Raw genomic sequence first — 24,148 nt, forward strand, 5'->3', positions numbered from 1 at the left:
GTCGCAGCCGCTCAGATGTGCCAGCGGTGGCGTCGACCCGATATAACGGTCCTCAATCCGGTTGCACAGCGATGCCGGTGTGCCGATCGGTTGTGCACGGAGTCGGCCCTCGGGTCGAAGTCCTTGTAGGTTAGGTCTCTCCAGCGTGACCGTCCGAGACCGAGAAGGGGGTGGCCGTGAGCGACTGGGAGCCGGCCACCGAGGCCGAGGCCGCGATGCGGGACACGCTCCGTGCCGGAGACCAGGAGAGCTACTTCCGCTTCCTGGCCCGCACCGAGTTGATCCTGCCGGTGGACGCCGATGCGTTCGCCGGCCGTGCGCCGATGGCGTGGGGCACCTGGATCACCGATTCCCGTACCCACGTCCTCGCCTTCACCTCGCCCGCGGCCCTCCGCATCTGCCTGGCAGAGCACGCCGGCACATACCGCACGCTGGCGTTCCAAGAGCTGGCTGACTCGTGGCCCGATCAGGAGTGGTGGCTCGCCGTCAATCCGGGCCTGCCGATCGAGGGCTATCTCCCGCCGTGGTTCGTGCTCCAGATCAGTCGCGGCGACGTCAGCCTGCCCGGTCGTACGTTGGGCGCCCGGGCCCGTATCGAACACGCGAACGCGCTGCGGTCACGCGCCGTGGACGCGACCGCGCTGCCCGGCCCGCCGACCCGTAACGGCGGGCTGCCGTCGGCAGAGGGCACCCTGCCGAACGGCGGTCGCGCGCTGTCGCGCCGAGCGGAACTGCTGAGCCGGCACGGCTTCGGCCCGCCCGGCCGTCAACCCGCGCCTCAGCCTGGCGGCCCGGTGACGGACAACGGCGGCCCGGCCCGGAGCGCTCCGGGCAATGACGCGAGGGAGTATTTCGACCCGTACCGAGACCTCGTCGGCCGGCACACGACCGACGAGGACCACGATCCGCTCGGGCTGGAGGGCGGAGCCGACGGCGGGTACGAGCCGCTGTACGAGCGCGCACACGAGCCGGCGACCGACCTCGTGGCGCCGGCGACGATCCCCGTAGCGCCGGAACCGCCCTCGACGGCGCATCCTGAGCCCGCTGCGCAGGCGCTCCTGCCGGAGGCCCCGGCGCCGTACGGGACCGCTGTGGATGTCCTGGGCGCGCCGCCGGGGGCCCTGCTGCCGGACGCCCTGACGCCACTGGACCCGCCGCTGCCGGACGCTCTGACGCCACTGGACCCGCCGCCGTCGCAGCAGCCGCCGGTGGCCCAGCCCGAACCGCCGCACCTCGAAGCGCCGCAGCCGGAGCCGGCGCACCTCGAAGCGTCGCAGCCGGAGCCGGCGCACGTCGAGGCGCCGCAGCCGGAGCCGGCGCACGTCGAACCGCCGCCGGACACCGCGCAGGCCGGCTTCACGCCGGCCAACGAGGTCGAATCGGCCCTGCTCGACGCCGCGAGCGAGGGCAGCACCGACAGCTTCCTGTCGACCCTGCTGCTGGCCAAGGTGCTGATGCCGGGCCCGGCCGGCGATCCCCTTGCCGCCACCGACCGGTGGTACACCGAGGAGGTGGACGGCCAGCGGTACGCCGTGGTCTTCACCTCCGACGAGCGGCTGCGCGAGCACCTCGGCGACGACTCACCGGCCAGTTGGGTCAGGTTCACGCAGTTGATCAGCTCCTGGCCCGGGGAGGGGTTGTGGTTCGCCGTCAACCCCGGCAGCCCCATCCAGGCGACCCTGCCCGGCGTCCAGATTCTCACCCTCGCCACCTGGGCTGCGGGGGAAGGCCTCACCGACGAGCGGCCGGAGCCTGAAGTGCCCGCGGCCGAGCCCGAGCCGCTCCACCACAGCATCACGCCACCCCCGGCGCCCGGCCCGGTCCTGATGCAGAAGACCATCTCCGCCCAGCAGGTGCCCTACTACCTCGACCGAGGCTACGACCGGGTCTCCGGCTTCGTGCACCGCGCGAGCGAGGTCGCGCATCTTCGCACGCCCCCGGAGCTTTACAACGCGCTGGGCCTGGGCTACTCGGAGTCGCGGTTCAGCCCCGACGACGCCGAGGTGTTCGTGCTGCGCTGGGCGGCATACCGCGGAAACCTCTACCGCATCCCCTACGGCGGGCAGAACGAGGCCGCGATGCAGGCGATGCAGGGGTGGGTCATCGAGCGCCCGCCGTTTCGCGGCAACGGCTTCGCCCCGAGTGAGAGCCGGGACGTGATCGCCGAGTTCAAGGTGGACAGCGTCCGGCTGCCGCACGGCGCGGAGCTGTGGCGCCTGGATAGCCAGGGCACCGAGACCCTCGTCGCCAGGTTCGACGCGGACGGGCCGCGCTGGCAGCGGGTGGACGAACAATGATCCGCGACGGCTACGCCGCCCGGTGGCAGGGGCGCGAGTACGAGGCGAGCCCGGACGGCGAGCAGGTGCGCCTCTACCGACCGGACCCGGAAGACGGCTTCGACGAGGTACGACCCGGGCGGTTCCGCCGCTGTGTGCCGGGCGACGAGGTCGACGAGCTCGTATACATCCGGACGATGTGCACGTGGCGCGGTGAGCCGTTCATCGTGCTGGCCGAGCACGACTCCTGGCTGCGGGTCGAGTACACGGGCGGGCTGGCTCCGGTCGCCCGGCAGCTGGGGCTCGAGGAGTTCGACTTCGGCGTCTACCAGGGCTGGGTGGCGCGCGACGAGGTGACCGAGCTGCGCGAGTACCGGGTCTAGTGCGCTGAGCCGGCGATGAGTTTCGCCGTCGTGACAGGTCTGCACCAGTGGAGATCGAGAATCCGCTGGAAGGGGCATCGATGACGGAGCCGAAGACCCACACCCTGGCCGTGCCGGGCGCTGTCCTGCACTACGACGTCCGGGGCAACGACACCAGCACCCTGCCGGTCCTGCTGCTCATCGGGTCGCCGATGGGCGCCGCCGGATTCGGCACCCTTGCCGGGCATTTCGACGACCGTACGGTCGTGACCTACGACCCGCGCGGTGCGGAGCGCAGCAAACGTACCGACAACGCCACGGAGTCCACGCCCGACGAGCACGCGGACGACCTGCACCGACTGATCTCCGCCCTGGACGCCGGACCGGTCGACATCTTCGCCAGCAGCGGTGGTGCGGTCAACGCCCTGGCCCTGGTCGCCCGGCACCCGGAACAGGTCCGGACCCTCGTGGCGCACGAGCCGCCGGTCGTACAGGAGCTACCCGACCGCGAGGCGGCGCTGGCCGCAGCCGCCGACATCCACCGGACGTACCAGCGCAGCGGCTTCGGCCCGGCGATGGCGAAGTTCATCGCGCTCGTCAGCCACGAAGGTCCGATCCCGGCCGGGTTCGCCGACCAGCCCGGGCCGGACCCCGCCGCGTTCGGGTTGCCGACCGAAGACGACGGCTCCCGCGACGACCCGCTGGTCGGGCAGAACATGATTTCGTGCACCCACTACGGGCACGACTTCGACGCGCTCCGCGAGGCGTCGACCCGCGTCGTCATCGGGGTGGGGGTCGAATCCGCCCACGTGATGACCGGACGCGCGGCCGTGGCCGTGGCCGAACGGCTCGGGACGACGCCCGCCACCTTCCCGGGCGGCCACGGCGGATTCCTCGGTGGGGAGTACGGCGAGACGGGCGAACCGGACGCCTTCGCCGCCACCCTGCGCAAGGTTCTCAGCGAGTAGTGCCGGGTCGGCGCGCCAGCTAATCCTTCGCCCAGCGGAGGATCTCACCCGCGACGAAGTCCGGTGCCTCCAGGTGGGGGAAGTGTCCGATCCCGTCCAGCAGTTGCCATTCGTACCGGGCGATCACGTACCGGCCGGAGCCCTGCGCGGTGCGCGGCAGCACGGCCGAGTCCAGCGCGCCGTGCAGGTGCAGCGTCGGGCTCGTGATCGGCTGCTGGAGCAGCTTGACGAAGCGGTACCCGTGTGGGCGCAGCACCGAACGTACCGCCCAGCGGTAGGTCTCCATGGCGCAGAACGCCGCCTGCGGAATCCGCATGGCGTCACGGCAGCACTGTTCATAGTCGTCGAAGTCGGCGGTGCGCTGCCAGGCCGGTCCGGCCCAGCGGCGCAGGTACTCACCGACCAGCGTGGCGTTGTCGCGGGTGAGGAGGTGCTCGAAGCGCGGCACCTGGAATCGCAGCAAGGGCAGCGACGCCGTGAGCTGTCCGCGGGGGTCGCTGGCGAGCGCGGCGCGCAGCCGCAGCGGGTGCGCCGCGCTCATGACGACCAGTCGGCGGACGAGCGTGGGGTGGAACGAGGCCGTCGTCCAGGCGATGGTGCCGCCGTACCCGGCGCCGACCAGGACGGCGCTGCGTTCCCCGAGAGCGCGGATCAGGCCGGCCACGTCACCGGCCATCGTGTATCCGTCGTACCCGCGCGGTGGCTTGTCGCTGGCGCCGTACCCGCGCAGGTCGACGGCGACGGCGCGGAAGCCGGCCTCGGACACCAGCCGTAACTGGTGATGCCAGGCCCACCAGAACTCGGGAAAGCCGTGCAGGAAGAGCACCAGCGGGCCGCTACCGGCCTCCACGACGTGGAAGCGGGTGCCGTTGGCGCTGACGAAGCGGTGTGTCCACGGGCCGTCGACCAGCACGCAGGACTCGTCGACCGGGGCAGTCATGACGCTCAGCGTACGGAAATCCCGCGACTTCGCATCCACAGCACGGATGTGAACGCATGAACGGTGTGGCGGATCGTGGTGTCCATCACTCTTGTCAATATCCATCCCGCCGACCGGGAAGGGCTGTCCCTCCCGGTCGGCGGGATGGTGCGGCTCAGTCCTCGTCCGTCTTCCCGGACTTCATGCCACCGGCGATGAGGTCCATCACCGTGGAGTCCTGCAGGGTGGTGACGTCGCCCAGCGACCGGTTCTCCGCCACGTCACGCAGCAGACGTCGCATGATCTTCCCGGAGCGGGTCTTCGGCAGTTCTGGCACGATCATGATCTGCCGTGGCTTCGCGATCGGGCCGAGGGTCTTCGCCACGTGCTCGCGCAGCTCCTTGAGCAGCGCCTCGCCGGTGGCCTCGTCCTCGGGCACGCTGCCCCGCAGGATCGTGAACGCCACGATGGCCTGGCCCGTCGTCGGGTCGGTCGCGCCGACCACCGCGGCTTCGGCGACCTTCGGGTGGCTGACGAGGGCGCTCTCCACCTCCGTCGTCGAGATGTTGTGGCCCGACACCAGCATGACGTCGTCGACCCGGCCGAGCAGCCAGATGCTGCCGTCGGCGTCGCGTTTGGCGCCGTCACCGGCGAAGTACATGTTGTCGAACCGGGACCAGTACGTGTCGATGAAGCGCTGGTCGTCGCCCCACACGGTGCGCAGCATGCTCGGCCACGGCTCGCGGATCACCAGGTACCCGCCACCGCCGTTGGGTACCGAGTTGCCCTGGTCGTCGACCACGTCGGCGCTGATGCCGGGCAGCGGGGTCATGGCCGAGCCGGGCTTGGCGGCGGTCACGCCGGGGAGCGGGCTGATCATTATCGAGCCGGTCTCGGTCTGCCACCAGGTGTCCACGACCGGGGTCTGGCCCCGACCGATGTTCTGCCGGTACCACATCCAGGCCTCGGGGTTGATCGGCTCGCCGACCGAGCCCAGGATCCGCAGCGACGACAGGTCGTATTGGGCGGGGACGTCGTCGCCCCACTTCATCATCGTGCGGATCAGGGTCGGCGCGGTGTACAGGATCGTGACCCCGTACTCCTGCACGATCTCCCAGAAACGGCCGCGGTGCGGGGTGTCCGGGGTGCCTTCGTACATCACCTGCGTCGCGCCGTTGGACAGCGGACCGTACACGATGTAGCTGTGCCCGGTCACCCAGCCGATGTCGGCGGTGCACCAGTACACGTCCGTGTCCGGCTTGTGGTCGAACACGGCGTGGAAGGTCCAGCTCGCCTGGGTCAGGTAGCCCCCGGAGGTGTGCAGGATCCCCTTGGGCTTCGCGGTGGTCCCGGACGTGTAGAGGATGTACAGCGGGTGCTCGGCGTCGAACGGCTGCGCGGTGTGGTCCGTGCTGGCCTGTTCGACGGTGTCGTGCCACCAGAGGTCGCGGCCCTCGCGCCAGTCCACGTCCTCGCCGGTACGGCGGACGACGAGGACGTGCTCGACACTGGCGCAGCGGTCGACCGCCTCGTCGACGGTGGGCTTGAGGGCGCTGGGCTTGCCCCGGCGGTAGCCGCCGTCGGCGGTGATGACGAGCTTCGCGTCGGCGTCGGTGATGCGGCTGGCGAGCGCGTCGACTGAGAACCCGCCGAAGACCACGCTGTGGGTGGCGCCGATCCGGGCGCACGCGAGCATCGCGACCACGGCCTCGGGGATCATCGGCAGGTAGATGGCGACCCGGTCACCCGCCCGTACGCCGAGTTCGAGCAGCGTGTTCGCGGCCTGGCAGGTGAGGCGGTGCAGGTCGGCGTAGGTCAGGCAGCGGGTGTCACCCGGCTCGCCGATCCAGTGGATCGCCGCCTTGCTGCCCCGGCCCTCGTCGATGTGGCGATCGAGGCAGTTGTACGCGACGTTGAGCTGACCCCCGACGAACCACTTGGCGAACGGGGGGTTGGACCAGTCGAGCGCCTGGTCCCACTCCTTGGCCCAGTGCAGCCGTCGGGCCTGGGTCTCCCAGAAGGCGAGCCGGTCCGCCTTGGCCGCCCCGTACGCGTCCTCCTTGACGTTGGCGTTCGCCGCCAGTTCGGCAGGCGGTGGGAACTGCCGGGTCTCGTTGAGCAGGTTTGCCAACGTTTCACTCATCGCGTCTCCTCGCTGTGCTCGCAAGCGGCGAGAAGCGCACTGGTCCGCTCGCTGCGCTCGCTCATTACGCGGTGCTCCCCTGATGTGGCTCCGGGTCCTTTGCCTAGCAGGCTAATCGCGGTGTGACGGTCGATGCGAGGGTCATGGACGCGCAGCGTCGAATGCGCGTAACGGCGCGCCGGCCGGCACATCACTGCTCATATGTTGCCGTTTCGCGCGGCTTTCGAACAGTACTGAGCAGAAATTGGTTGCGGGTACGGGCTGAGGGCGCCCCGGACCGGGATGGAATCATCGCCACCGTGACCAATCCGCTCGCACCGCTTCTCGAGCTCGCCGACGTGCCAGCCGTGCTCGACAATGCCCGCCGGGCCGCCGACGCGGCCATGCGACACCGCGCGCTGCGGCGCTCGGGTGGCCAGGTCGCCGTCGAGGTGGGCCTGCGGTCCGCGGTGGCCAGCGCCGCGCTCGAGGGGCACGGGTACGACCTGGAGCAGGTACGCGCCGGTCTGGTGACCGACCCGACGCTGCAGGGGGCGCTCCGGGTCAGCACGGCGCTCGACGGGCTGACCGCCGCCTGGGTGCGCTCGCCGCGGCAGGCGCTCGCCCGCCTGCACGTTCTCGCCGCCCGTGGCGTGGTGGACGAGGCGGAGCTGGGCCGGCCGGTGGGCGAGCCGGCCGTGGCCGCCCGGCTGGACGCGTTGGCCGGGGTGGTCGTCGGGCAGGCGGAGGGTCAGGGCGGCAGCGTTCCGGCGCTGCTGCAGGCCGCCGTGGTCCACGGCGAGCTTCTCGCGCTGCGCGCGTTCGCCGGTCCGAACGGAGTGGTCGCCCGCGCCGCCGCACGGCTCACGCTCATGGCGGCCGGGCTCGACCCGCGGGGCCTGCTCGCGGTGGAGGTGGGGCACCAGGCGCGCGAGCCCGAATACGTGGGATCCGCCGGCGCCTTCGCCACGGGTACGCCTGACGGGCTCCGGTCCTGGTTTCGGCACTACGCGGCGGCCGTCGAGGTCGCCGCGGCCGAACTCAGCGATATCTGCAGCGGGATATCCGGGTGAGGGAACGCGGCGTTCCGCGGCGGTCGTGGCGGCGTCGCATGGGCGGGGCCGCCTCCTCCGATCTCTGGTCGCTCGCGGTGCGGTGCGAGACCTGGGTGACCGCACGCGCGCGGCCGACCTGAATTGATCGGCTCACCGGTGTGAGCTGCGTCACCGGGTCGGGGTAATGCGGGCCGTCGGAGTCGGTGAGACTCGGCAGGGTCGCGTGGTGGCGGGACGCCTTACGGTCGAGATCCCACCCCTTGGCCGTCCTCGCGGACCGCACCTGGTCGGACGCCCGCCTCCTCGGTGTGGCCGGCCGCGCGGGCCGTTGTGGTGCGATCATGATTGCGCCGAGCAGCAGCAGGGACGGGATGCCGACCGCGTACGCGGGCGCCGGATTGGCCGACATCAGCAGTTGACCAGTGCCGACGGCGAGGGCCAGAGTCAGGGCGCAGGCGGTAGCCCTGCGCCAGAACGGCAGACCTGCCTCGCAGGCGTATCCGACGGCCAGCGCCGCGCCGACCACATAGGTGATCAAGGTCAGCAGTGGTGCCACTCCGTCTCCTCGCCTCGAACCGTCAACGGCTGTCACGTTAAGCCGAGGGCGCGACAGTTTCTGTCCCCCGGTTGAGTTGGTTTCCGACACGGCACGGCCAGGTCGTGTGGTACTCGTTCGCACATTCCGCCGGTGTCAGCGGCGGCGAGAGGCGCCTCAAGGGTCAGGCGAACCGCTCACGGCGTCGACGCATCGACGGCGGGTGTGGGAGGTGGCTGGCCGTACCCGTTCCCCGATGGTCTCGTCCGAACCCGTCGCCGGGCCGCACGTCACTTTCTACGCTGGTCAGGGGCCGGATTCCAGTAACCTGTCGGTAGCGGTTTCGGTGCCGTGTCCGCAGTCGACGCGGGCGCCGCCCCCGCCCGGGGTCGCCGGGGCGCGCGCCGCGCCTTCGCGGGGGTCTCAGGTCAGGGGGACGCGAGCGCGCCGGTGGCGGCCGTACACCGCCAGCCCGATCGCGACCGCGGCGCCGAGGCCGACGGCCGCGGCGGCCATCGGAACCGCGGGACGTTGCCGCAGCCGGCGCATCAGCGGAATGGGGTGGCGGAACTCCAGTACCGGCCAGCCCCGCTCGACCGCCACCTTGCGCAGCGCCCGGTCCGGGTTGACCGCCGTCGGGTGGCCCACCGTCTCGAGCAGCGGCGTGTCGCTGATCGAATCCGAGTACGCGTAGGAGTCGGCGAGGTCGTAGGAGCGCTCGGCGGCGAGCTCGCGGATGGCGGTGGCCTTGTTCGGACCGGCTGCGTAGAACTCCACTTCGCCGGTGTAGCAGCCGTCCTCGATGACCATCCGGGTGGCGATGACGTCGGTGATGCCGAGCAGTTCGCCGATGGGGCGCACCATCTCCTCGCCGGACGAGGAGACCAGTACGACGTCCCGTCCCGCCGCCCGGTGTTCGAGGATGAGGGAAGCGGCTTCCGCGTACACGTAGGGGTCTATCAGCTCGTGCAACGTCTCGTTGATGATCTGGCGGACCTGTTCGGCCCGCCAGCCCTTGCACAGTTGCGCGACCGCGTCGCGGATCCGGGCCATCTGCTGGTCGTCCGCGCCCCCGAGGCGGTAGAGGAGCTGTGCGTACGCGGCTTTGATCATCTCTCGGCGCCCGATGAGGCCGTCGCGGTAGAGCGGCCGGCCGAACGCGAGCGCGCTGGACTTCGCGATGACCGTCTTATCGAGGTCAAAAAATGCGGCGCTGCGACCCACGGGCGGCAGTCTAGCCGGCTGTGTTCGCCGCTCGTGGTTGATATGTGTCAACATTGTTCCGAGAAATCCGAGTGCATCGATACCGAGTTGCGGATAGTCGAACGTCGCGCTACTCGACGTACGGCGATACCTCGGGCATGCTTAGTATTTGCGGTAAGCTTGCGCTTCCTGCCCTGTATGTCTGCTCTGTGGCGCATAATCCTGTTTCCGTGGCTACACCCTGGTTTCTCGGCGTTCACACCCCCCGTGATTGCCGAGCGGGTTCGGCTCGACCCCCCGGAGTCGGACCCACGACGACCCCCGCCTCCCCCCGGCGGGGGTCGTCCCTTGTACGGTCCCCGGCGACGGCCCAGCTCACGGGTGCATGTCCGCGAGACGATGTGCGGCAGGTTCAAGTGGCCTACGGGCTGGCGGGCATCCCCGGCGAAACGTCCTGTCACGCCGACGTGAGAGCGCGGCCCTGGACGCGAGTGTCAGCCGCAGCGCTCCTTGACGAACGAGCTGCGTGACACCACCTTGGAGCGCTTATGGTCAATCGGGGCTAGCACCTGGCCCGCTCCGATCCTGGGCAGGTCATCAGTGGTGAAGGTGACCGCTGGCGCGCTCGCGCCTTCAGGGCCACCGGTCGACGAATCGAGGGTGTAATGGTGCCCGGTTTCGATCGACGTCAACGGTACGACTTTGAAGCTGCCGGGGCTCGCGCCGATGATCTTCTCCTCGTTGGAGGTGATCTCCCAGCCGGGTCGTGCTGTCCCAAGCAGCTCCACCTCGACGTCTTGAACCCGGTTCGGCGGCGTGACCGTGACGGACCACAGGTGCAGCTCACCGTCCCTGCTGTGGTCATTGAGGTACAGCTCGACCCTGACTGTTGAGCGTTCACACACGGCGACGACCGCCGTCGGCCGCCCAGCGATCACGGACAAGGCCGCATATTGCACCGGATCCGGACCAAGGTAACAGGCGCCCAGCGATATCCATGCCATGACCGCGGCCACCGCCACGGCGAGCGACCGCCTCATGAAGGAACTATCGATGATCACTATCACGTGCCGATCACAGGTGGGCGTCAATGCCGCCAACCAGCGGCCTCGATCCGGAAGGCGATCGACATCGCCGGGATTCCGTGTCACCTGAGCTGGTGATCGCTCCCCGGACGAGTGCGACGCGAATGACGTGCGGAGTGCCATGAGATCGATTAGCGCTGATCTGATGGCCGGCAGGGTGGCTAGCGGACGGTGGCCGTACGAGGCGCCCGCGCCTGACGACAACCCGCCCGACAGCGGCGTTCGGGAGCCCTGCCGACCTGTAGCGCCTGAAGGTGCGGGTAGCGGGACCGCTCCCGTTCTCGACCTCGACTGACATCGACCGTCAGCAGAGCGGCCAGCCCAGCTTCCAGTGTCGTCAGGCGAATCGCCGGTCAACGGCCGGTTTTCGGTTGTTCGTAGAAGACTGCCTTTGGGATGCTTCGTACATGTCCTCCCTCCCGGCGACGTCCGCTGAAGACGCCATCAACCAATCGGCCCGAGCACAGTTCGATGCGTTCCTCAACGAACACCGGGAAGCGCTCAACGGCTGCCTCGACGGGCTGACCGAGGAGCAAGCGCGCCGGTCGCTGGTACCCTCCCGGACCACGCTGTTAGGGCTGGTGAAGCACGCAACCTTCGTCGAGAAGGTTTGGTTCGACGAAGCCATCACATGCCGGTCGCGCGCTGAAATCGGCATCCCGGCGACACCGGACGAGTCGTTCATCCTCGATGACGACGACACCATCGCCACCGTCCGGCGAGCACACCGCGAAGCATGCGAGGCATCACGCCGTGCGACGTCCTCGCTGGGGCTGGACGACATGGTCCACGGCAACCGGCGCGGTCCCCTCCCGCTGCGCTGGGTATACCTCCACGTGCTGCGCGAGCTCGCGCAGCACTGCGGCCACGCAGACATCCTGCGCGAGCAGCTTGTCAACGAGCAGCGCCCAGACGTCCGCCCATAGCCGCCTGTCGCAGTCAAACGCCTTCGTGCCCCGGTAACGGCCCGCCCACTCCGCGCGGTCGTGTCGGTTTGTCTCAGCGCGGAGACATAGCAGATCAACGACTGTCGCCTTGGACTGTCCACAGGCACCCTCGCTGTCCACAGATCAACCGAGCTGGGCGGCGCCGACCCCACCGCTTGCCCCACGGTGGGGCGGTCCGTTCCGCCCCTCGATCCGTGGAGACCGCCGTGGCCTCTCGCCGAACCGCAGTCTGTGAGCCGCTCCGCCCTCTCCTGATCACCGATGACCCGTACCTGCTCGACGAAGCCGTGCGGATCGCCTCGGACGCGCGCGTGGAGCTGGACGTCGCGCCCGATCCGGTCGCGGCACGCACCCGTTTCGCCGCGGCTCCGCTCGTACTGGTGGGGGTACGGGCGGCCGAGGCCTGCGCGCGGGCCCGGCTACCCCGACGCCCCGGGGTCGTGCTCGTCGTCGTCGAGCCGCTCGAACAGCCGCCGTGGGACGTGGCTGAGAACCTCGGCGCCGAACACATCGCCGTGCTGCCTGCCGCCGAGCCTTGGCTGGTGGACCGGCTGGCCGCCGCGGTCGGAGCGCCCCGACCGGCGGCGGTCGTCGCGGTGCTCGGTGGGCGGGGCGGTGCCGGCACGAGCGTACTGGCGGCCGGGCTGGCCGTGACCGCGGCGCGCGCCGGCCTGCGGGCCCTGCTGGTCGATGCCGATCCGATCGGCGGTGGGGCCGACCTGGTCCTCGGTTGGGAGGACCTGGACGGGCTGCGGTGGCCCGCGCTTTCGCACGGCTCCTCGGGCGTGGCGCCGCCGGCGCTCGTGGACGCGCTGCCCAACCGGGGCGAGCTCGCGGTGCTCTCCTGGGACCGTGGCGAGCTGGTATCGGTACCACCGGACGCGATGGAGGCCGCCCTGGACGCCGGCCGCGCCAGCCGTGACCTCGTGGTCGTCGATCTGCCCCGGCGCCTCGACGACGCGGCCGTGGTCGCGTTGACGGCCGCGGACCGCGCCCTGCTGCTCGTGCCGGCCGAGCTTCGCGCCTGTGCGGCCGCGGCCCGCGTAGCCGCTGTCGCGGCGGTCCATACCGGTGCGCTCCGGGTGGTCGTACGCGGTCCGGCTCCCGGACGGCTCAAGGCTCGCGAGATCGCCCGGGCGCTGGGCCTTCCCCTTGCCGGGACGCTTCGCAGCGAGCCCGAACTCGCCCGAGCCATCGAACGCGGCCAGCCGCCGGCGGGCACCGGTCGGGGCCGGCTGGCGCTGCTCTGCCAGCGGATTCTGCGCGAGCTGAACCTCGAGGCACGGGAGCCGGTGGCATGACCACCGAAACGGCCGATCCGTCCGGCCCGGCTCACGGCGCCAGCGGTGTAGGCGGGCTGATGGCGCTGCTCGCCCAGGCCGACGTGACCGACGTGCTGGTCAACGGGGCAGACGTCTGGGTCGACCGGGGAGCCGGCCTGCAGCGGGCGGGCGTCTGGCTCGGGCCTCCGGCTGACGTACGTCGCCTCGCGCAGCGGCTCGCGGCTGCCGCCGGGCGTCGCCTCGACGAGGGCAGCCCCTTCGTCGACGCGCGGTTGCCCGACGGCACCCGGTTGCACGCGGTACTGCCGCCCATAGCCCGCGACGGCCCGTACCTGTCGCTGCGGACCCTTCGCCGACGCGCGTTCACCCTGCCCGAACTCGTAGCCGCCGGCAGCCTCGACGTCGAAGCGGCCGCGCTGCTCGCCGCGATCGTGGCCGCACGGTTGGCCTACCTTGTGGCCGGCGGGACGGGGGCGGGCAAGACGACGCTCCTGGCGACCCTCCTGTCGCTCGTACCCCCGACCGAACGGATCGTCGTCGTCGAGGACGCGGCTGAGCTGCGGCCGGCGCATCCACACGTCGTGGCGTTGGAAGGCCGGCCACCCAACATCGAGGGCGCGGGTGCGGTGACACTGCGCGACCTCGTACGGCAGGCGCTCCGGATGAGGCCGGACCGGCTCATCGTGGGCGAGTGCCGCGGCGCCGAAGTCATCGATCTCCTCGGGGCGCTGAACACCGGCCACGAGGGTGGTGCGGGCACGCTCCACGCCAACAGTTCGGCGGACGTACCCGCTCGGTTGGAGGCGTTGGGGCTTCTCGGCGGAGTGCCCAGGGAAGCGCTGCACGCCCAGATCGTCGCCGCTCTCCAGGTCGTGCTCCAGGTACGTGCGACGGCGACCGGTCGCGTCCTGGACGAGATCTGCCTGCTGCTGCCTGCGGCCGGGTCGCGGCTCGTGCGGGCCGTACCCGCCTGGCGGCGCGGCACCGGAGCCGGCCCGGCTGCCCGGGAGCTCGCGGACCTGCTGGCGGCGCGCGGCGTCGCGCCTCCACCGGTACTACACAGGGGGTCGTCGTGATCCGGGGAAGGGGCGCACGGCGGCGGCTGTCACGGCTCACCGGTTCGCGGGCGTCCCGGCAGGTACGGCTCGCCGCAGTGGTCGCGCGACCGCGCACCACCCTGGCGATGGCGGGCGTTGCCACCCTCGCCGCCGGCGTGGCGGGAGCCTTCGGCGGCGGGGTCGCCGCCGCCCTCGTGCTGGGGTACGCGCTCCTCGCGCTGCGGGCGCTGCGCCGGGCTGTGACGGATCGGGGGCTCGCCGACGGCCGCGACGCCGCGCTGGACCGGATCGGAGGCCTCGCAGCGGACCTGCGTGCCGGCGTCACCACTTCGACGGCCGTGGAAGCGGTCCGGGCAGCCCTACAGGCAGGCAAGGCGGATCCGGCGGTACGGCGGGCCCTGGCACTGCTGTCCGTCGCGTACGAGGTGAGCGAACAGCTGGGCTCGCCGCTGGCTGACCTGCTCGACCGCGTTGAGCACGACCTGCGCGCCGTCGAGCGGGCGCGGCTCGCCGTGGCGGCGCAGACCACCGGCGCCCGGTCCAGCGCGGTGCTGCTCGCGTTGCTGCCCGTCGCCGGCGTGGGCCTGGGGTACGCGATGGGGGCCCGGCCGGTCTACACACTGCTGCACACACCGTCGGGGGCGGTCTGTGCGCTTGCTGCGCTGGCTCTCCAGTACGGCGGTCTGAGCTGGACCGGCAGGCTGTGCCGGAGCGCCGTGGAGCGGGCGTCGTGACGGCCGGCCGACGCCGAGCCCCCGGTGCGCGGGGCCCGTGGCGCCGCGCCTCCGCCACGCCGGTCCGCCAGCGAAGCGCGGCGGAAAGTTGGCGAGCAGGCGCGACGCCGAACTGGCGAGCAGGCGCGACGCCGCGCCCGCGAGAAGGTGCGACGCCGAACTGGCGAGCCGGCGCGGCGGTGGCCCTGGCGGGCGTGGCCACGGCGGGCCTGGTGGGTGGCTGGTTCGGCCCGGCGGCCGGTGGGGTTGTCGCCGTCACGGGCTGGTGGGCGTTACGGCGCTGGCCGGTGGGTAGCGGGGGCGAGCGCCGAGCGGCCGCCGCTGATCTGCCGGTCGCGGTCGATCTGCTGGCCGCCGCTCTCCGAGCAGGTGCTCCCCAGGCCAGGGCCGCCGAGGTCGTCGGCGAAGCGTTCGGCGGTCCGCTCGGCCGGCGTCTGGTACGCGTCGCAACCGCGCTACGCCTCGGCGCGAGGCCGGTGGAGGCGTGGGCGCCGTTGACTGACGTTCCGGGCGTCGAGCGGGTGTGCCGCGCCGCCGTACGCAGTGCCGACAGCGGCGGGGCGATGGCCGGGGCGCTCGACCGGGTCGCCGGTGACCTGAGAGCGATCAGGGCAGCGCGGGCCGAGGCTGCGGCCCAGCGCCTGGGCGTACTGGTCGTACTACCGCTCGGCCTGTGTTTTCTACCCGCCTTTCTGCTCACCGGTGTGGTGCCGGTGGTCGTCGCCGTGCTCGGCGACGTTCTTCGATCCGGATGAGCTCGATCAGGAGGAACCGAGATGACCCGAACGAAGATCCGGAAGCTGTTGGATCGGCTGCGCGGTGACGCCGGCATGAATACCGCCGAGTACGCGGTCGGGACCCTCGCCGCGGTCGCGTTCGCCGGCCTGCTGCTCAAGGTCGTCACGTCCGATACGGTCCGCGCGGCGCTCGCCGCCATCATCCAGCGGGCCCTCAATTGAGTCGGCGTCGAGGCCGGGATCGGGCTGCCGCAAACCGGCGCATCGGCCCGCCGTGGGCGCGGTGCGGCCGCAGCAGCAATCCACTGGCCGGTCACGCGCACCCGCCGTCCAGCACCGGGGATCCGCCAGCCGGGGGCGACGGCGATCGGTCGTCCCGCAACCGCGCCGGGTCGGCCCGTCAGTGTGACCCGGAGATCGCGGTCGTGAACCGCCAGTGTGACCCGGAGATCGCGGTCGTGAACCGCCAGTGTGACCCGGAGATCGCGGTCGTGAACCGCCCGGGCGGCGGCTACCGGCGGTGGGCGGTGCGGGACCGGGACGGCGAGCGCGGGTCGGTGACGGCCGAACTGGCGGTCGCCATGCCGGTGCTCGTCTTGCTGCTGGTCGCGGGGCTGGCCTCGGTGAACGCTGTCGCCACGAAGTTGCGCTGCGTCGATGCGGCGCGGGAAGCGGCGCGGACACAGGCGCGGGGCGATGGGGGTGTCGCGGCCGGCCGCCGTGCCGCACCCGCCGGCTCCGACGTCACCGTCGACGGGGACGGGGAGCTGGTCCGGGCGACGGTACGCGCAATCGTGCACCCGCTTGGCGGCCGGCTGCCGGGCCTCGGCATCGAAGCGTACGCCGTGGCCGCGCGCGAGCCGGAGCCGGTGTCGTGAGCGCGAAACCGGATGACGAGCGCGGATCGGCTTCGCTGTGGCTGCTCGGGGTCGGGCTCGCGGTGTTGACCTTCGCGGGCGCGGTAGCCGGGGCAGGTTCGGCGCTCATCGCCAGACACCGCGCTCAGGCAGCCGCGGACCTGGGCGCGCTCGCGGGCGCGGTGCGGGCCGGGGAAGGTGACGACGTGGCGTGCGACCGGGCCGGGCGTGTGGCCGCCGCCAACGACGCCCGGCTGGTGGAGTGTCGGCTGGACGGGCTCGACGTGGTGGTCGGCGTGGAGTCGGATGCGGCGGGTCTCGGTCGGGCGGCCGGTCCGGTACGGGCGTGGGCCCGTGCCGGACCGGCCCGCTCCCCAGCCGCGATCATTGGGCGCGACCCGGACTCTCCATGATCACGGGGTACGGGCGGCGCCGGCCAGCTCCTCCAGGACCAGGTCGAGTACGCGTACGGCGTCATCCTTGGCCAGCGGGGAGTTGCCGTTGCCGCACTTGGGCGACTGCACGCACGACGGGCAGCCGCTCTCGCATCCGCACGACGCGATCGCCGACCTGGTGGCGCCCAGCCACTCGGCCGCGACGGCGAAGGCCCGTTCCGCGAAGCCGGCGCCGCCCGGGTGGCCGTCGTAGACGAAGACGGTGGGCGCGTCCGTGTCGGGGTGGGCGGCCGTGGACAGGCCGCCGATGTCCCACCGGTCACACGTCGCCACCAGCGGCAGCAATCCGATCGACGCGTGTTCGGCGGCGTGCAGGGCACCCGGCACGTCCGCGGCCCGCACCCCGGCGTCGGCCAGCGCGCCGGGCGACACCGTCCACCAGACGGCGACGGTACGCAGGCAGCGCTCCGGCAGGTCGAGCGGGCGGGTGTCCATCACCTCGCCGGTGCTGATGCGTCGACGCTGGTAGGCGACGACCTGGTTGGTCACCTCGACGTCGCCGAGGAACAACCCCACCGGGCCGGCGTCGACGTACGAGCGCACCGACAGCACCGACAGGTCGGTCACCTCGCGGGCGTGCGTGGTGAAGTCGGGCTCCTCGGCGTGCACCAGCGCGACCGCGTCGTCGAGGTCGAGGTCGTCGACGACGTACGACACGCCCTGGTGCAGGTAGACGGCACCGGGGTGGACCTGGACATGCGCCGAGGCGCCGTCGACCGTGCCGAGCAGCCGGCCGGTCTTCGACTCGACCACGACCACCTGGGCGCCGCCGGAGCCGCGCAGATCGACCTCGGGCCGACCCCGTTGGGTCCAGTACCAGCCGGTGGGGCGCTTGCGCAGCACGCCCTGCTCAACCAGCGCCGCCACCGCGTCCGAGGCCGCCTGTCCGCCGAAGAGCTCCAGGTCGGCGGGCGTCAGGGGCAGTTCCGAGGCGGCGCACGCCAGTTGCGGACCGAGCACGTACGGGTTGGTCGGGTCGAGCACCGTCGCCTCGACGGGGCGGGAGAACAACGCCGCCGGGTGGTGGATGAGGTAGGTGTCGAGCGGGTCGTCGCGGGCCACGAGGACGCACAGCGACTCCCGGCCCGACCGGCCCGCCCGTCCGGCCTGCTGCCACAGCGAGGCGAGCGTTCCCGGATAGCCGGCGAGAATGACGGCGTCCAGGCCCGACAGGTCGACGCCGAGTTCGAGCGCGTTCGTGGCGGCCAGGCCGAGCAGGTCACCGTCGAGCAGCGCCCGCTCGAGTACCCGGCGCTCCTCGCGCAGGTAACCGGCGCGGTACGCGGCGACGTACTCCCCGAGGCCGGGCGCCGCGTCGTCGAGCGAACGCCGGGCCATCGCGGCGACCACCTCGGCGCCCCGCCGGGACCGTACGAACGCCAGGGTGCGTACCCCGTGCGCCACCGTGTCGGCGAGCAGGTCGGCGGTCTCCCGCAGCGCTGACTTCCGCACCGGCGCGGCGTCCTCGACCGCCTCGCTGACGTCGGCGGCCAGGCCGGTCACCGGGTTGAGCAGCGGCGGCTCCCACAGCGCGAACGTCGTCGCGCCGCGCGGCGAGCCGTCCGCGGTCACCTCGGTCACGGGTACCCCGGCCAGGCGCTCCGCGGTGCCACCGGGGTCACCGACGGTCGCCGAGGCGAACGCGAAGACCGGCTCGCGGCCGTACCGGGCGGCGATCCGCCGCAGGCGGCGCAGGACGTGCGCCACGTGGGATCCGAAGACCCCCCGGTAGGCGTGGCACTCGTCGACCACGACGTACGCCAGCCGCCGGAGGAAGGTCGTCCACGCCCCGTGGCCCGGCAGGATGCCGTGGTGGAGCATGTCAGGGTTCGTCAGGACGAAGCGGGCGTGCTGGCGTACCCATTCGCGCTCTTCGCGCGGGGTGTCTCCGTCGTACCCGGCCGGCCGGACGCCGGGTAGGTCCAGCGCGGCCAGGGTGCGCAGCTGGTCGGCGGCGAGCGCCTTGGTCGGGGCCAGGTACAGCACCGTGGCGCGCGGGTCGTCGAGCAGGTGCGCGAGCGTGGGCAGCTGGTACGCCAGCGACTTCCCGGAGGCGGTGCCTGTGGCGACGACCACGTGCCGCCCGCTGTGCAGCAGATCGGCGGCCCTGGCCTGGTGCTCCCACGGTGAGGTGACGCCGCGACCGGCGAACGCCCGGCGCAGGTCCGGCGTCACCCACTCCGGCCAGGGGACCCGTTCGCCGGGCCGCGCCGGTACGCGCTCGACGTGTGTGAGCGGTGTCGCCTGCCGTCCCCGCAGCAGCCGATCCAACAACTCTGCCGGCTCGGGCAATACGCTCGTCACGATCTGCACTTTGACACCACGGAGGCGTTACCGTCCACGCTCGGATGGGCCGAACGGACGTGTTCACGGTGCCGAATGACCAGGGACGCGTCGCCCGCCCGTAGGGTCGATGGTTAGATTCCCGCAGGGGACTTGCGGTGCCGCCAGCGGCACCACGGTTGAGGAGGTCCGCATGGAGTTGTCGCTGTCGACCCGCACCGTCGACGATCACACGGTGCTCGAGGTCGGTGGCGAGGTCGACGTCTACACCGCTCCGCGGTTGCGTGAGCGCCTCGTCGAACTGGTCGAGGCCGGCGCGCGTAGCGTGATCGTCGACCTGAGCCGCGTCGAGTTCCTGGACTCGACCGGACTGGGCGTTCTGGTGGGAGCACTCAAGCGGCTGCGGGCCGCTGGAGGCACGCTGGCGCTGGTCTGCGGCCACGAACGGTTGCTGAAGATCTTCCGGATCACCGCACTTGACCGGGTCTTCGCGCTGTACGACTCGGTGGAGGCCGCCACCGCGGCTACGGACGCTGACCCGGGCCAGTCGGCGTAACGATGCCGACGGTCCGCCTGTCGTTCTCGCCGGCACCGGCACACGTTCGCACCGCGCGTCTCGTCGCGGTCGCCGTGGCTCGCCGTGCCGGCGTGGCCGATGCGCTGCTGGAGGAGATCCGGCTGGCCATCGGCGAGGCCTGCTCGCGTGCGGTTGCGCTGCACCGTTCGCAGGGCACGGACAGCCTCATCGACATGGCGATGGACAACGGGGACCGGTTCACCGTGCGGGTGGTGGACCGGGCGGTCGAGGGGCCCGCGACGACCGCGGCGACGTCCGATCCTGCCGCGTTCCTGGTCGATGACGCGCCGGCGGTCGAGGTGCCCGAGACGCTTGCCGAGGAGGCGGTGGCCGCCCGGATGGGGCTCGCCCTGCTCGCCGGCCTCGTCGACGATCTGAGGGTCAGCGCCGTGCCCGGCGGCTCGGGCACCGAGGTCAGCATGTCCTGGCCGGTCACCCGCCGGCCCGCCGACGCCTGACCCGCCGACGCCCGACCCGCCGACGCCCGACCCGCCGGCGCCTGACCCGCCGGCACCCGACCCACCGGCGCCCGACCCGCCGGCCCCACGGGCCCACTCACGCGAGGCCCGCCGACTCCAGACCCGCCCGGCGCCGACCGGCGACCCCGCGTCACCCGAAAGGGGGGCGGTACCGCACCAAGTTGGTGCGGTACCGCCCCCCTTTTTCGTTCCGGCGGTTCGCGTGTGGAAGCGGACTTCGTGGGCACCTGCTGGGAGCGTTTCCAATACGAAGCCGGCTAACACGTCGGCGTACGCCGATACGACACAACGGTCGCCGGTGTGACCGCGCACACGTTCGGCGGTTACAGTACGCGGGTCATATATGACATCCCGGATGCCCGTACCCCGGGTGAACTGGATGTCGGGGCGCCCCGCGTGAAGACTGGACCGTTGGCGTGTCGTCTGCGGTGCCCGTCATGCGTGCTTGGTATCAGGAGGACGACGAATGTCCGGGCAACTTCACTTCGCCAAAGGGGGCGAGGTGACCCTCACTGGTGGCAACCTGACCTACATCATCGTCGCCGCGGTCATCGCTCTAGTAGCGCTTGGATTCGCGGCGGCCCTGGTCAAGGCGGTTCTTGCCACCAACAGGGGCACAGAGAAAATGCAGGAGATCGCCGGGGCGGTACAGGAGGGCGCTACGGCGTACCTGTTCCGTCAGTTCAAGACCCTCGGCATCTTCGTCGTGATCGCGGTCGTGCTGCTGTTCGTGCTCCCGGTGAACGACGCGGGGACGCACGAGACGGCGGTCAAGATCGGCCGTGCGCTCTTCTTCATCATCGGCGCGGTCTTCTCCGCGTTCATCGGTGGTGCCGGGATGGCGATGGCCACCCGGGCCAACCTGAGGGTCGCCGCGGCCGCCCGGGAGGCAGAGGGCGGACGTGAGAAGGCGATGCAGATCGCGTTCCGTACGGGTGGCGTCGTCGGGTTCCTCACCGTCGGCCTGGGCCTGCTCGGCGCGTCGATCGTCGTACTGATCTACAAGGGCAACGCTCCGACGGTCCTGGAGGGCTTCGGTTTCGGGGCCGCGCTGCTCGCGATGTTCATGCGGGTCGGCGGCGGCATCTTCACGAAGGCCGCCGACGTCGGCGCCGACCTGGTCGGCAAGGTCGAGAAGAACATCCCCGAGGACGACCCGCGCAACGCGGCCACCATCGCCGACAACGTCGGCGACAACGTCGGCGACTGCGCCGGCATGGCGGCCGACCTGTTCGAGTCGTACGCGGTGACCCTGGTCGCGGCGCTGATCCTCGGCAAGGCCGCGTTCGGCAGCCACGGTCTCATCTTCCCGCTGATCGTCCCCACGATCGGCGTGCTGACGGCGATCGTCGGTGTGTTCATCACCCGGCTGCGGAAGTCCGACCGCTCCGGCCTCACCGCGATCAACCGGTCCTTCTACCTGTCCGCGCTGATCTCGGCCGTCCTCGTGGCCATCGCCGCGTTCTTCTACCTGCCGGCCACGTTCGGCGACCTGGACGGCACGTCGCTGACCAGCAGCCGCAACCCCCGGGTCATCGCCATCGTCGCGGTGGTCATCGGCATCGTGCTCGCCGCGATCATCCAGGCCCTGACCGGGTACTTCACGGAGACGGGCCGCCGTCCCGTGCGGGACATCGGCAAGACCGCGCTGACCGGCCCGGCCACCGTGGTGCTCTCCGGCGTGAGCGTCGGTTTCGAGTCCGCGGTGTACTCGGCGATCGTGATCGCGGCCGGCGTGTACGGCGCGTTCCTGCTCGGCGGTGGATCGATCACGCTGTCGCTGTTCGCCGTGGCGCTCGCCGGCACCGGCCTGCTCACCACCGTCGGTGTGATCGTCGCCATGGACACCTTCGGCCCGATCAGCGACAACGCGCAGGGTATCGCCGAGATGTCCGGCGACATCGACGAGCACGGCGCCCGTACCCTCACCGAGCTCGACGCGGTCGGCAACACGACCAAGGCGATCACCAAGGGCATCGCGATCGCGACGGCGGTCCTCGCCGCGACCGCGCTGTTCGGGTCGTACACCGACACCGTCAGCACCGCCCTGCGCAACGCCAACGTGGGCACGGCGCTCGACCAGATCCTCAACGTGGCCAACCCGAGCAACCTGGTCGGGCTGGTACTCGGCGCGGCGGTCGTGTTCCTGTTCTCCGGCCTCGCGATCAACGCGGTCTCGCGGTCGGCGGGCGCGGTCGTGTTCGAGGTGCGCCGCCAGTTCCGCGACTTCCCGGGGATCATGGACGGCACCCAGCGGCCCGAGTACGGCAAGGTCGTCGACATCTGCACCCGGGACGCCCAGCGCGAGCTGATGACTCCCGGCCTGCTCGCGGTCATGGCTCCCGTCGCGGTCGGCTTCGGCCTCGGCATCGGCCCGCTGGCCGCCTACCTGGCCGGCGTGGTCGGGACGGGCACGCTGATGGCGCTGTTCCTGGCCAACTCCGGTGGCGCCTGGGACAACGCGAAGAAGCTGGTCGAGGACGGCCACTTCGGCGGTAAGGGGTCCGACGCGCACGCCGCGACGGTCATCGGCGACACCGTCGGTGACCCGTTCAAGGACACCGCCGGCCCGGCGATCAACCCGCTGATGAAGGTGATGAACCTGGTCGCGCTGCTCATCGCGCCGGCCGTGGTCACCTACAGCACGGGCGACAACAAGAACACGCCGCTGCGTATCACCATCGCGGTCGTGGCCGCGCTGATGGTAGTCGCCGCGGTGACGTTCAGCAAGCGCAAGCCGATCGCCATGTCCGAAGGCGGCGATGCGGACGTGCCCGCCGAGAAGCAGGCGAAGGTCACCGCCTGAGCCCGGATGACAGCAGGGTGCCCCCGTACGACGAGATCGTCGTGCGGGGGCACCCTGCGTTGAGGGCTCTGCGCTCTACGCTGACGGCCATGACGATCACGCTGACGACGATGCCCCTCGTACGCCGCCTCGTGCCGTCATTAACGGTGATCATGATGGTGCCCGCCGTCCTGAGCGCCGGCTGCGGCTCCGGCAGCGTGAAGAGCGGCGCGGCGGGCACTGGATCGGGTGTGCCGCCGACGGCCTGGGCGAAGTCGGTGTGCACGGCGCTGTCGCCCTGGCGGGCCCGGCTCGCCAGCCTCACCGGCTCGACGCAGGCGCAGCTGACCAGCACCACCACTCCGGCGCAGGCCAAGCAGAACCTGGTCGACCTGCTCGGCGGTGCGGAGAGCGCGAGCGAGGCCGCCCGCCAGAAGATCGCCGACGCGGGTACGCCCGCGGTCGACAAGGGCGGCGAGATCGCGGCGCGGTTCGTGGCTTCGCTGCAGGCGGCCCGCGACGCGTACGCGCACGCCAGGAGCACCGTCGCCGGCCTCGACACAGGCAACGCGTCCACGTTCTACACGGCCGTGGCGTCGGCGTTCGACAAGCTTCAGCACGAGTACGCGGCGAGCGCGCTCGACACCGACAAGCTCTCCTCCGCGCCGCTGCGTCAGGCCTTCAACGAGGTACCCGAGTGTCGTTAGACAGGCAGCTGTCCCTGTTCGGGGTCGAGGCGCGACCGGCGTCGCCGCTCGACTTCGAGGGGCTGCTCGCCGGGGCCGGCCAGGTGGTCCGGATGGGCGGTACGGCCCGGGTCTCGGTCGTCGTCGACGCCCCGTGGCGGGCCCGGGCGCTGCTGGCCGAGGCGACCGCCCGGGGCATCCCCGCGACCGGCGAGCGGACGGAGGTCGAGGGGCAGATCCGCTTCCGCACCGCGTACTCGTCGGCCCTCGCCGTCCTGGGCGCGACCTGGCTGCGCGGCGCGGTGAAGTACCCGCCGCCGGGGTTCGCGCTGGACGGCCGGCGGCTGCGGTTGTGGGCGATCGCCGCCGGCGGGCGCGACGGTTCGGCGGCCTTCACGCTGGGGCTCGGGATCTCCGACGAGCAGTGCTGGGAGGTCGTCGGTAGCGCGCTCGCGACCGTGGGCCTGCCGGCGACACTGGTCGGGCCGGAGGCCGAAGGCGGCCCGGCGTACCGGATCGCCGGCCGTCGCCGGCTGGCCCGGCTCGCGGAACTGGTCGGTGATCCACCGGCCGGGGTACCCGGGGAATTTTGGGTCTGAAAACCGGACATGGAAGCGGTAAAACGGGTATGACACCGCTTCTGACTGGCTCCTCGGTGTACGGTGGCGCCGTCCGGACTGTGACGTGCCCCCTAAACCGGTCGTCGGTCGGCGCGTTACGTTTGACAGTCGTTCAGCCGACC

General features: G+C 71.5%; 22 protein-coding genes and 1 pseudogene. 17 read left to right on the forward strand and 6 right to left on the reverse strand.

The genetic code is table 11. The features are described from left to right. Positions 1-176 precede the first annotated feature (176 nt). The 3 genes from HC031_RS30220 to HC031_RS30230 all read left to right on the forward strand — a co-directional run bounded on the left by HC031_RS30220 (position 177) and on the right by HC031_RS30230 (position 3,606). Positions 177-2,297, forward strand: a complete 2,121-nt coding sequence (locus tag HC031_RS30220; RefSeq protein ID WP_167928864.1) for an SseB family protein — start codon at positions 177-179, stop codon at positions 2,295-2,297. Next, entirely contained in the window at positions 2,294-2,659 is a 366-nt protein-coding gene (locus HC031_RS30225) for a hypothetical protein (protein WP_167928865.1), read from the forward strand. The genes HC031_RS30220 and HC031_RS30225 overlap by 4 nt, the downstream gene beginning before the upstream one ends. Positions 2,660-2,739: 80 nt before the next feature. After that, positions 2,740-3,606, forward strand: a complete 867-nt coding sequence (locus HC031_RS30230; protein ID WP_167928866.1) for an alpha/beta fold hydrolase — start codon at positions 2,740-2,742, stop codon at positions 3,604-3,606. Between the two features lie 19 nt (positions 3,607-3,625). Here the strand turns inward: HC031_RS30230 and HC031_RS30235 are convergent, their stop codons facing one another. Then, positions 3,626-4,546 (reverse strand): alpha/beta fold hydrolase, encoded by a 921-nt coding sequence (locus HC031_RS30235; RefSeq protein ID WP_167928867.1) that lies wholly within the window; start codon positions 4,544-4,546, stop codon positions 3,626-3,628. A 154-nt stretch (positions 4,547-4,700) separates the two neighbouring features. Further along, positions 4,701-6,668, reverse strand: a complete 1,968-nt coding sequence (gene acs, locus HC031_RS30240) for an acetate--CoA ligase (RefSeq protein WP_167928868.1) — start codon at positions 6,666-6,668, stop codon at positions 4,701-4,703. Between the two features lie 299 nt (positions 6,669-6,967). Between acs and HC031_RS30245 the strand changes: the two genes are divergently transcribed. Beyond that, positions 6,968-7,720, forward strand: a complete 753-nt coding sequence (locus tag HC031_RS30245; RefSeq protein WP_167928869.1) for a Fic family protein — start codon at positions 6,968-6,970, stop codon at positions 7,718-7,720. Here the strand turns inward: HC031_RS30245 and HC031_RS30250 are convergent. The 3 genes from HC031_RS30250 to HC031_RS30260 all read right to left on the reverse strand — a co-directional run bounded on the left by HC031_RS30250 (position 7,689) and on the right by HC031_RS30260 (position 10,507). Continuing rightward, positions 7,689-8,258: a hypothetical protein gene (locus HC031_RS30250; protein ID WP_167928870.1), complete on the reverse strand. Its 570-nt coding sequence runs from the start codon at positions 8,256-8,258 to the stop codon at positions 7,689-7,691. The two genes, HC031_RS30245 and HC031_RS30250, sit on opposite strands and share 32 nt — an antisense overlap. Positions 8,259-8,660: 402 nt before the next feature. Further along, on the reverse strand, positions 8,661-9,461 hold the full coding sequence (locus tag HC031_RS30255) for an HAD-IB family hydrolase (protein WP_167928871.1): 801 nt from the start codon (positions 9,459-9,461) through the stop codon (positions 8,661-8,663). A gap of 473 nt (positions 9,462-9,934) precedes the next feature. Continuing rightward, positions 9,935-10,507: a hypothetical protein gene (locus HC031_RS30260; protein WP_167928872.1), complete on the reverse strand. Its 573-nt coding sequence runs from the start codon at positions 10,505-10,507 to the stop codon at positions 9,935-9,937. Positions 10,508-10,932: 425 nt separating this feature from the next. On the opposite strand from HC031_RS30260, the gene HC031_RS30265 reads away from it, so the two are divergent. The 8 genes and pseudogenes from HC031_RS30265 (at position 10,933) to HC031_RS30300 (ending at position 16,554) form a co-directional block, all read left to right on the forward strand. Continuing rightward, positions 10,933-11,451, forward strand: a complete 519-nt coding sequence (locus HC031_RS30265; protein ID WP_167928873.1) for a DinB family protein — start codon at positions 10,933-10,935, stop codon at positions 11,449-11,451. Positions 11,452-11,726: 275 nt separating this feature from the next. Continuing rightward, positions 11,727-12,773 (forward strand): septum site-determining protein Ssd, encoded by a 1,047-nt coding sequence (gene ssd, locus HC031_RS30270; protein WP_167928893.1) that lies wholly within the window; start codon positions 11,727-11,729, stop codon positions 12,771-12,773. Beyond that, positions 12,698-13,831, forward strand: a pseudogene (locus tag HC031_RS30275) (TadA family conjugal transfer-associated ATPase); the annotation flags it as partial. The gene ssd and the pseudogene HC031_RS30275, both read left to right, overlap by 76 nt. Further along, positions 13,828-14,547 carry a type II secretion system F family protein gene (locus tag HC031_RS32725; protein ID WP_338090908.1) on the forward strand — a complete coding sequence of 240 codons (720 nt, stop codon included), beginning with the start codon at positions 13,828-13,830 and terminating at the stop codon, positions 14,545-14,547. The pseudogene HC031_RS30275 and the gene HC031_RS32725, both read left to right, overlap by 4 nt. 194 nt (positions 14,548-14,741) lie before the next feature. Continuing rightward, positions 14,742-15,302: a type II secretion system F family protein gene (locus HC031_RS30285; RefSeq protein ID WP_338090909.1), complete on the forward strand. Its 561-nt coding sequence runs from the start codon at positions 14,742-14,744 to the stop codon at positions 15,300-15,302. Between the two features lie 21 nt (positions 15,303-15,323). Beyond that, the gene (locus HC031_RS30290; RefSeq protein WP_205863446.1) at positions 15,324-15,506 is read left to right on the forward strand and encodes a DUF4244 domain-containing protein; all 183 of its coding nucleotides are present in this window, start codon (positions 15,324-15,326) and stop codon (positions 15,504-15,506) included. Positions 15,507-15,709: 203 nt separating this feature from the next. Beyond that, positions 15,710-16,162, forward strand: a complete 453-nt coding sequence (locus HC031_RS30295; protein WP_420813706.1) for a TadE family type IV pilus minor pilin — start codon at positions 15,710-15,712, stop codon at positions 16,160-16,162. Then, complete coding sequence (locus HC031_RS30300; RefSeq protein WP_167928876.1) at positions 16,159-16,554, forward strand: Rv3654c family TadE-like protein; 396 nt, start codon at positions 16,159-16,161, stop codon at positions 16,552-16,554. The genes HC031_RS30295 and HC031_RS30300 overlap by 4 nt, the downstream gene beginning before the upstream one ends. On the opposite strand, the gene HC031_RS30305 is transcribed toward HC031_RS30300, so the two are convergent. Further along, on the reverse strand, positions 16,555-18,900 hold the full coding sequence (locus HC031_RS30305) for a DEAD/DEAH box helicase (RefSeq protein WP_420813707.1): 2,346 nt from the start codon (positions 18,898-18,900) through the stop codon (positions 16,555-16,557). It abuts the gene before it with no gap. A gap of 172 nt (positions 18,901-19,072) precedes the next feature. Between HC031_RS30305 and HC031_RS30310 the strand changes: the two genes are divergently transcribed. From HC031_RS30310 to HC031_RS30330, 5 genes are all read left to right on the forward strand, one after another. Continuing rightward, positions 19,073-19,435 carry an STAS domain-containing protein gene (locus HC031_RS30310; RefSeq protein ID WP_167928878.1) on the forward strand — a complete coding sequence of 121 codons (363 nt, stop codon included), beginning with the start codon at positions 19,073-19,075 and terminating at the stop codon, positions 19,433-19,435. A 2-nt stretch (positions 19,436-19,437) separates the two neighbouring features. After that, positions 19,438-19,914 carry an ATP-binding protein gene (locus tag HC031_RS30315; protein ID WP_167928879.1) on the forward strand — a complete coding sequence of 159 codons (477 nt, stop codon included), beginning with the start codon at positions 19,438-19,440 and terminating at the stop codon, positions 19,912-19,914. A 487-nt stretch (positions 19,915-20,401) separates the two neighbouring features. Next, complete coding sequence (locus HC031_RS30320) at positions 20,402-22,741, forward strand: sodium-translocating pyrophosphatase (RefSeq protein ID WP_167928880.1); 2,340 nt, start codon at positions 20,402-20,404, stop codon at positions 22,739-22,741. A gap of 110 nt (positions 22,742-22,851) precedes the next feature. Beyond that, positions 22,852-23,427, forward strand: a complete 576-nt coding sequence (locus tag HC031_RS30325) for a hypothetical protein (protein WP_420813710.1) — start codon at positions 22,852-22,854, stop codon at positions 23,425-23,427. Further along, positions 23,418-24,005, forward strand: a complete 588-nt coding sequence (locus tag HC031_RS30330; RefSeq protein ID WP_167928881.1) for a hypothetical protein — start codon at positions 23,418-23,420, stop codon at positions 24,003-24,005. Before HC031_RS30325 ends, HC031_RS30330 begins: the two co-directional genes overlap by 10 nt. Positions 24,006-24,148 lie beyond the last annotated feature (143 nt).

The sequence above is a fragment of the Planosporangium thailandense genome, from assembly GCF_011947195.1.
GTDB classification, from domain to species: Bacteria; Actinomycetota; Actinomycetes; order Mycobacteriales; family Micromonosporaceae; genus Planosporangium; species Planosporangium thailandense.

Excerpts from the sequence above, each read along its gene's own strand:
- HC031_RS30290 (WP_205863446.1), top strand. The coding sequence starts at position 15,324 with ATGACCCGAACGAAGATCCGGAAGCTGTTGGATCGGCTGCGCGGTGAC.
- HC031_RS30325 (WP_420813710.1), top strand. The coding sequence starts at position 22,852 with ATGCCCCTCGTACGCCGCCTCGTGCCGTCATTAACGGTGATCATGATG.
- HC031_RS30235 (WP_167928867.1), bottom strand. The coding sequence starts at position 4,546 with ATGACTGCCCCGGTCGACGAGTCCTGCGTGCTGGTCGACGGCCCGTGG.
- HC031_RS30265 (WP_167928873.1), top strand. The coding sequence starts at position 10,933 with ATGTCCTCCCTCCCGGCGACGTCCGCTGAAGACGCCATCAACCAATCG.
- HC031_RS30230 (WP_167928866.1), top strand. The coding sequence starts at position 2,740 with ATGACGGAGCCGAAGACCCACACCCTGGCCGTGCCGGGCGCTGTCCTG.
- HC031_RS30320 (WP_167928880.1), top strand. The coding sequence starts at position 20,402 with ATGTCCGGGCAACTTCACTTCGCCAAAGGGGGCGAGGTGACCCTCACT.
- HC031_RS30225 (WP_167928865.1), top strand. The coding sequence starts at position 2,294 with ATGATCCGCGACGGCTACGCCGCCCGGTGGCAGGGGCGCGAGTACGAG.
- acs (WP_167928868.1), bottom strand. The coding sequence starts at position 6,668 with ATGAGTGAAACGTTGGCAAACCTGCTCAACGAGACCCGGCAGTTCCCA.
- HC031_RS30310 (WP_167928878.1), top strand. The coding sequence starts at position 19,073 with ATGGAGTTGTCGCTGTCGACCCGCACCGTCGACGATCACACGGTGCTC.
- HC031_RS30315 (WP_167928879.1), top strand. The coding sequence starts at position 19,438 with ATGCCGACGGTCCGCCTGTCGTTCTCGCCGGCACCGGCACACGTTCGC.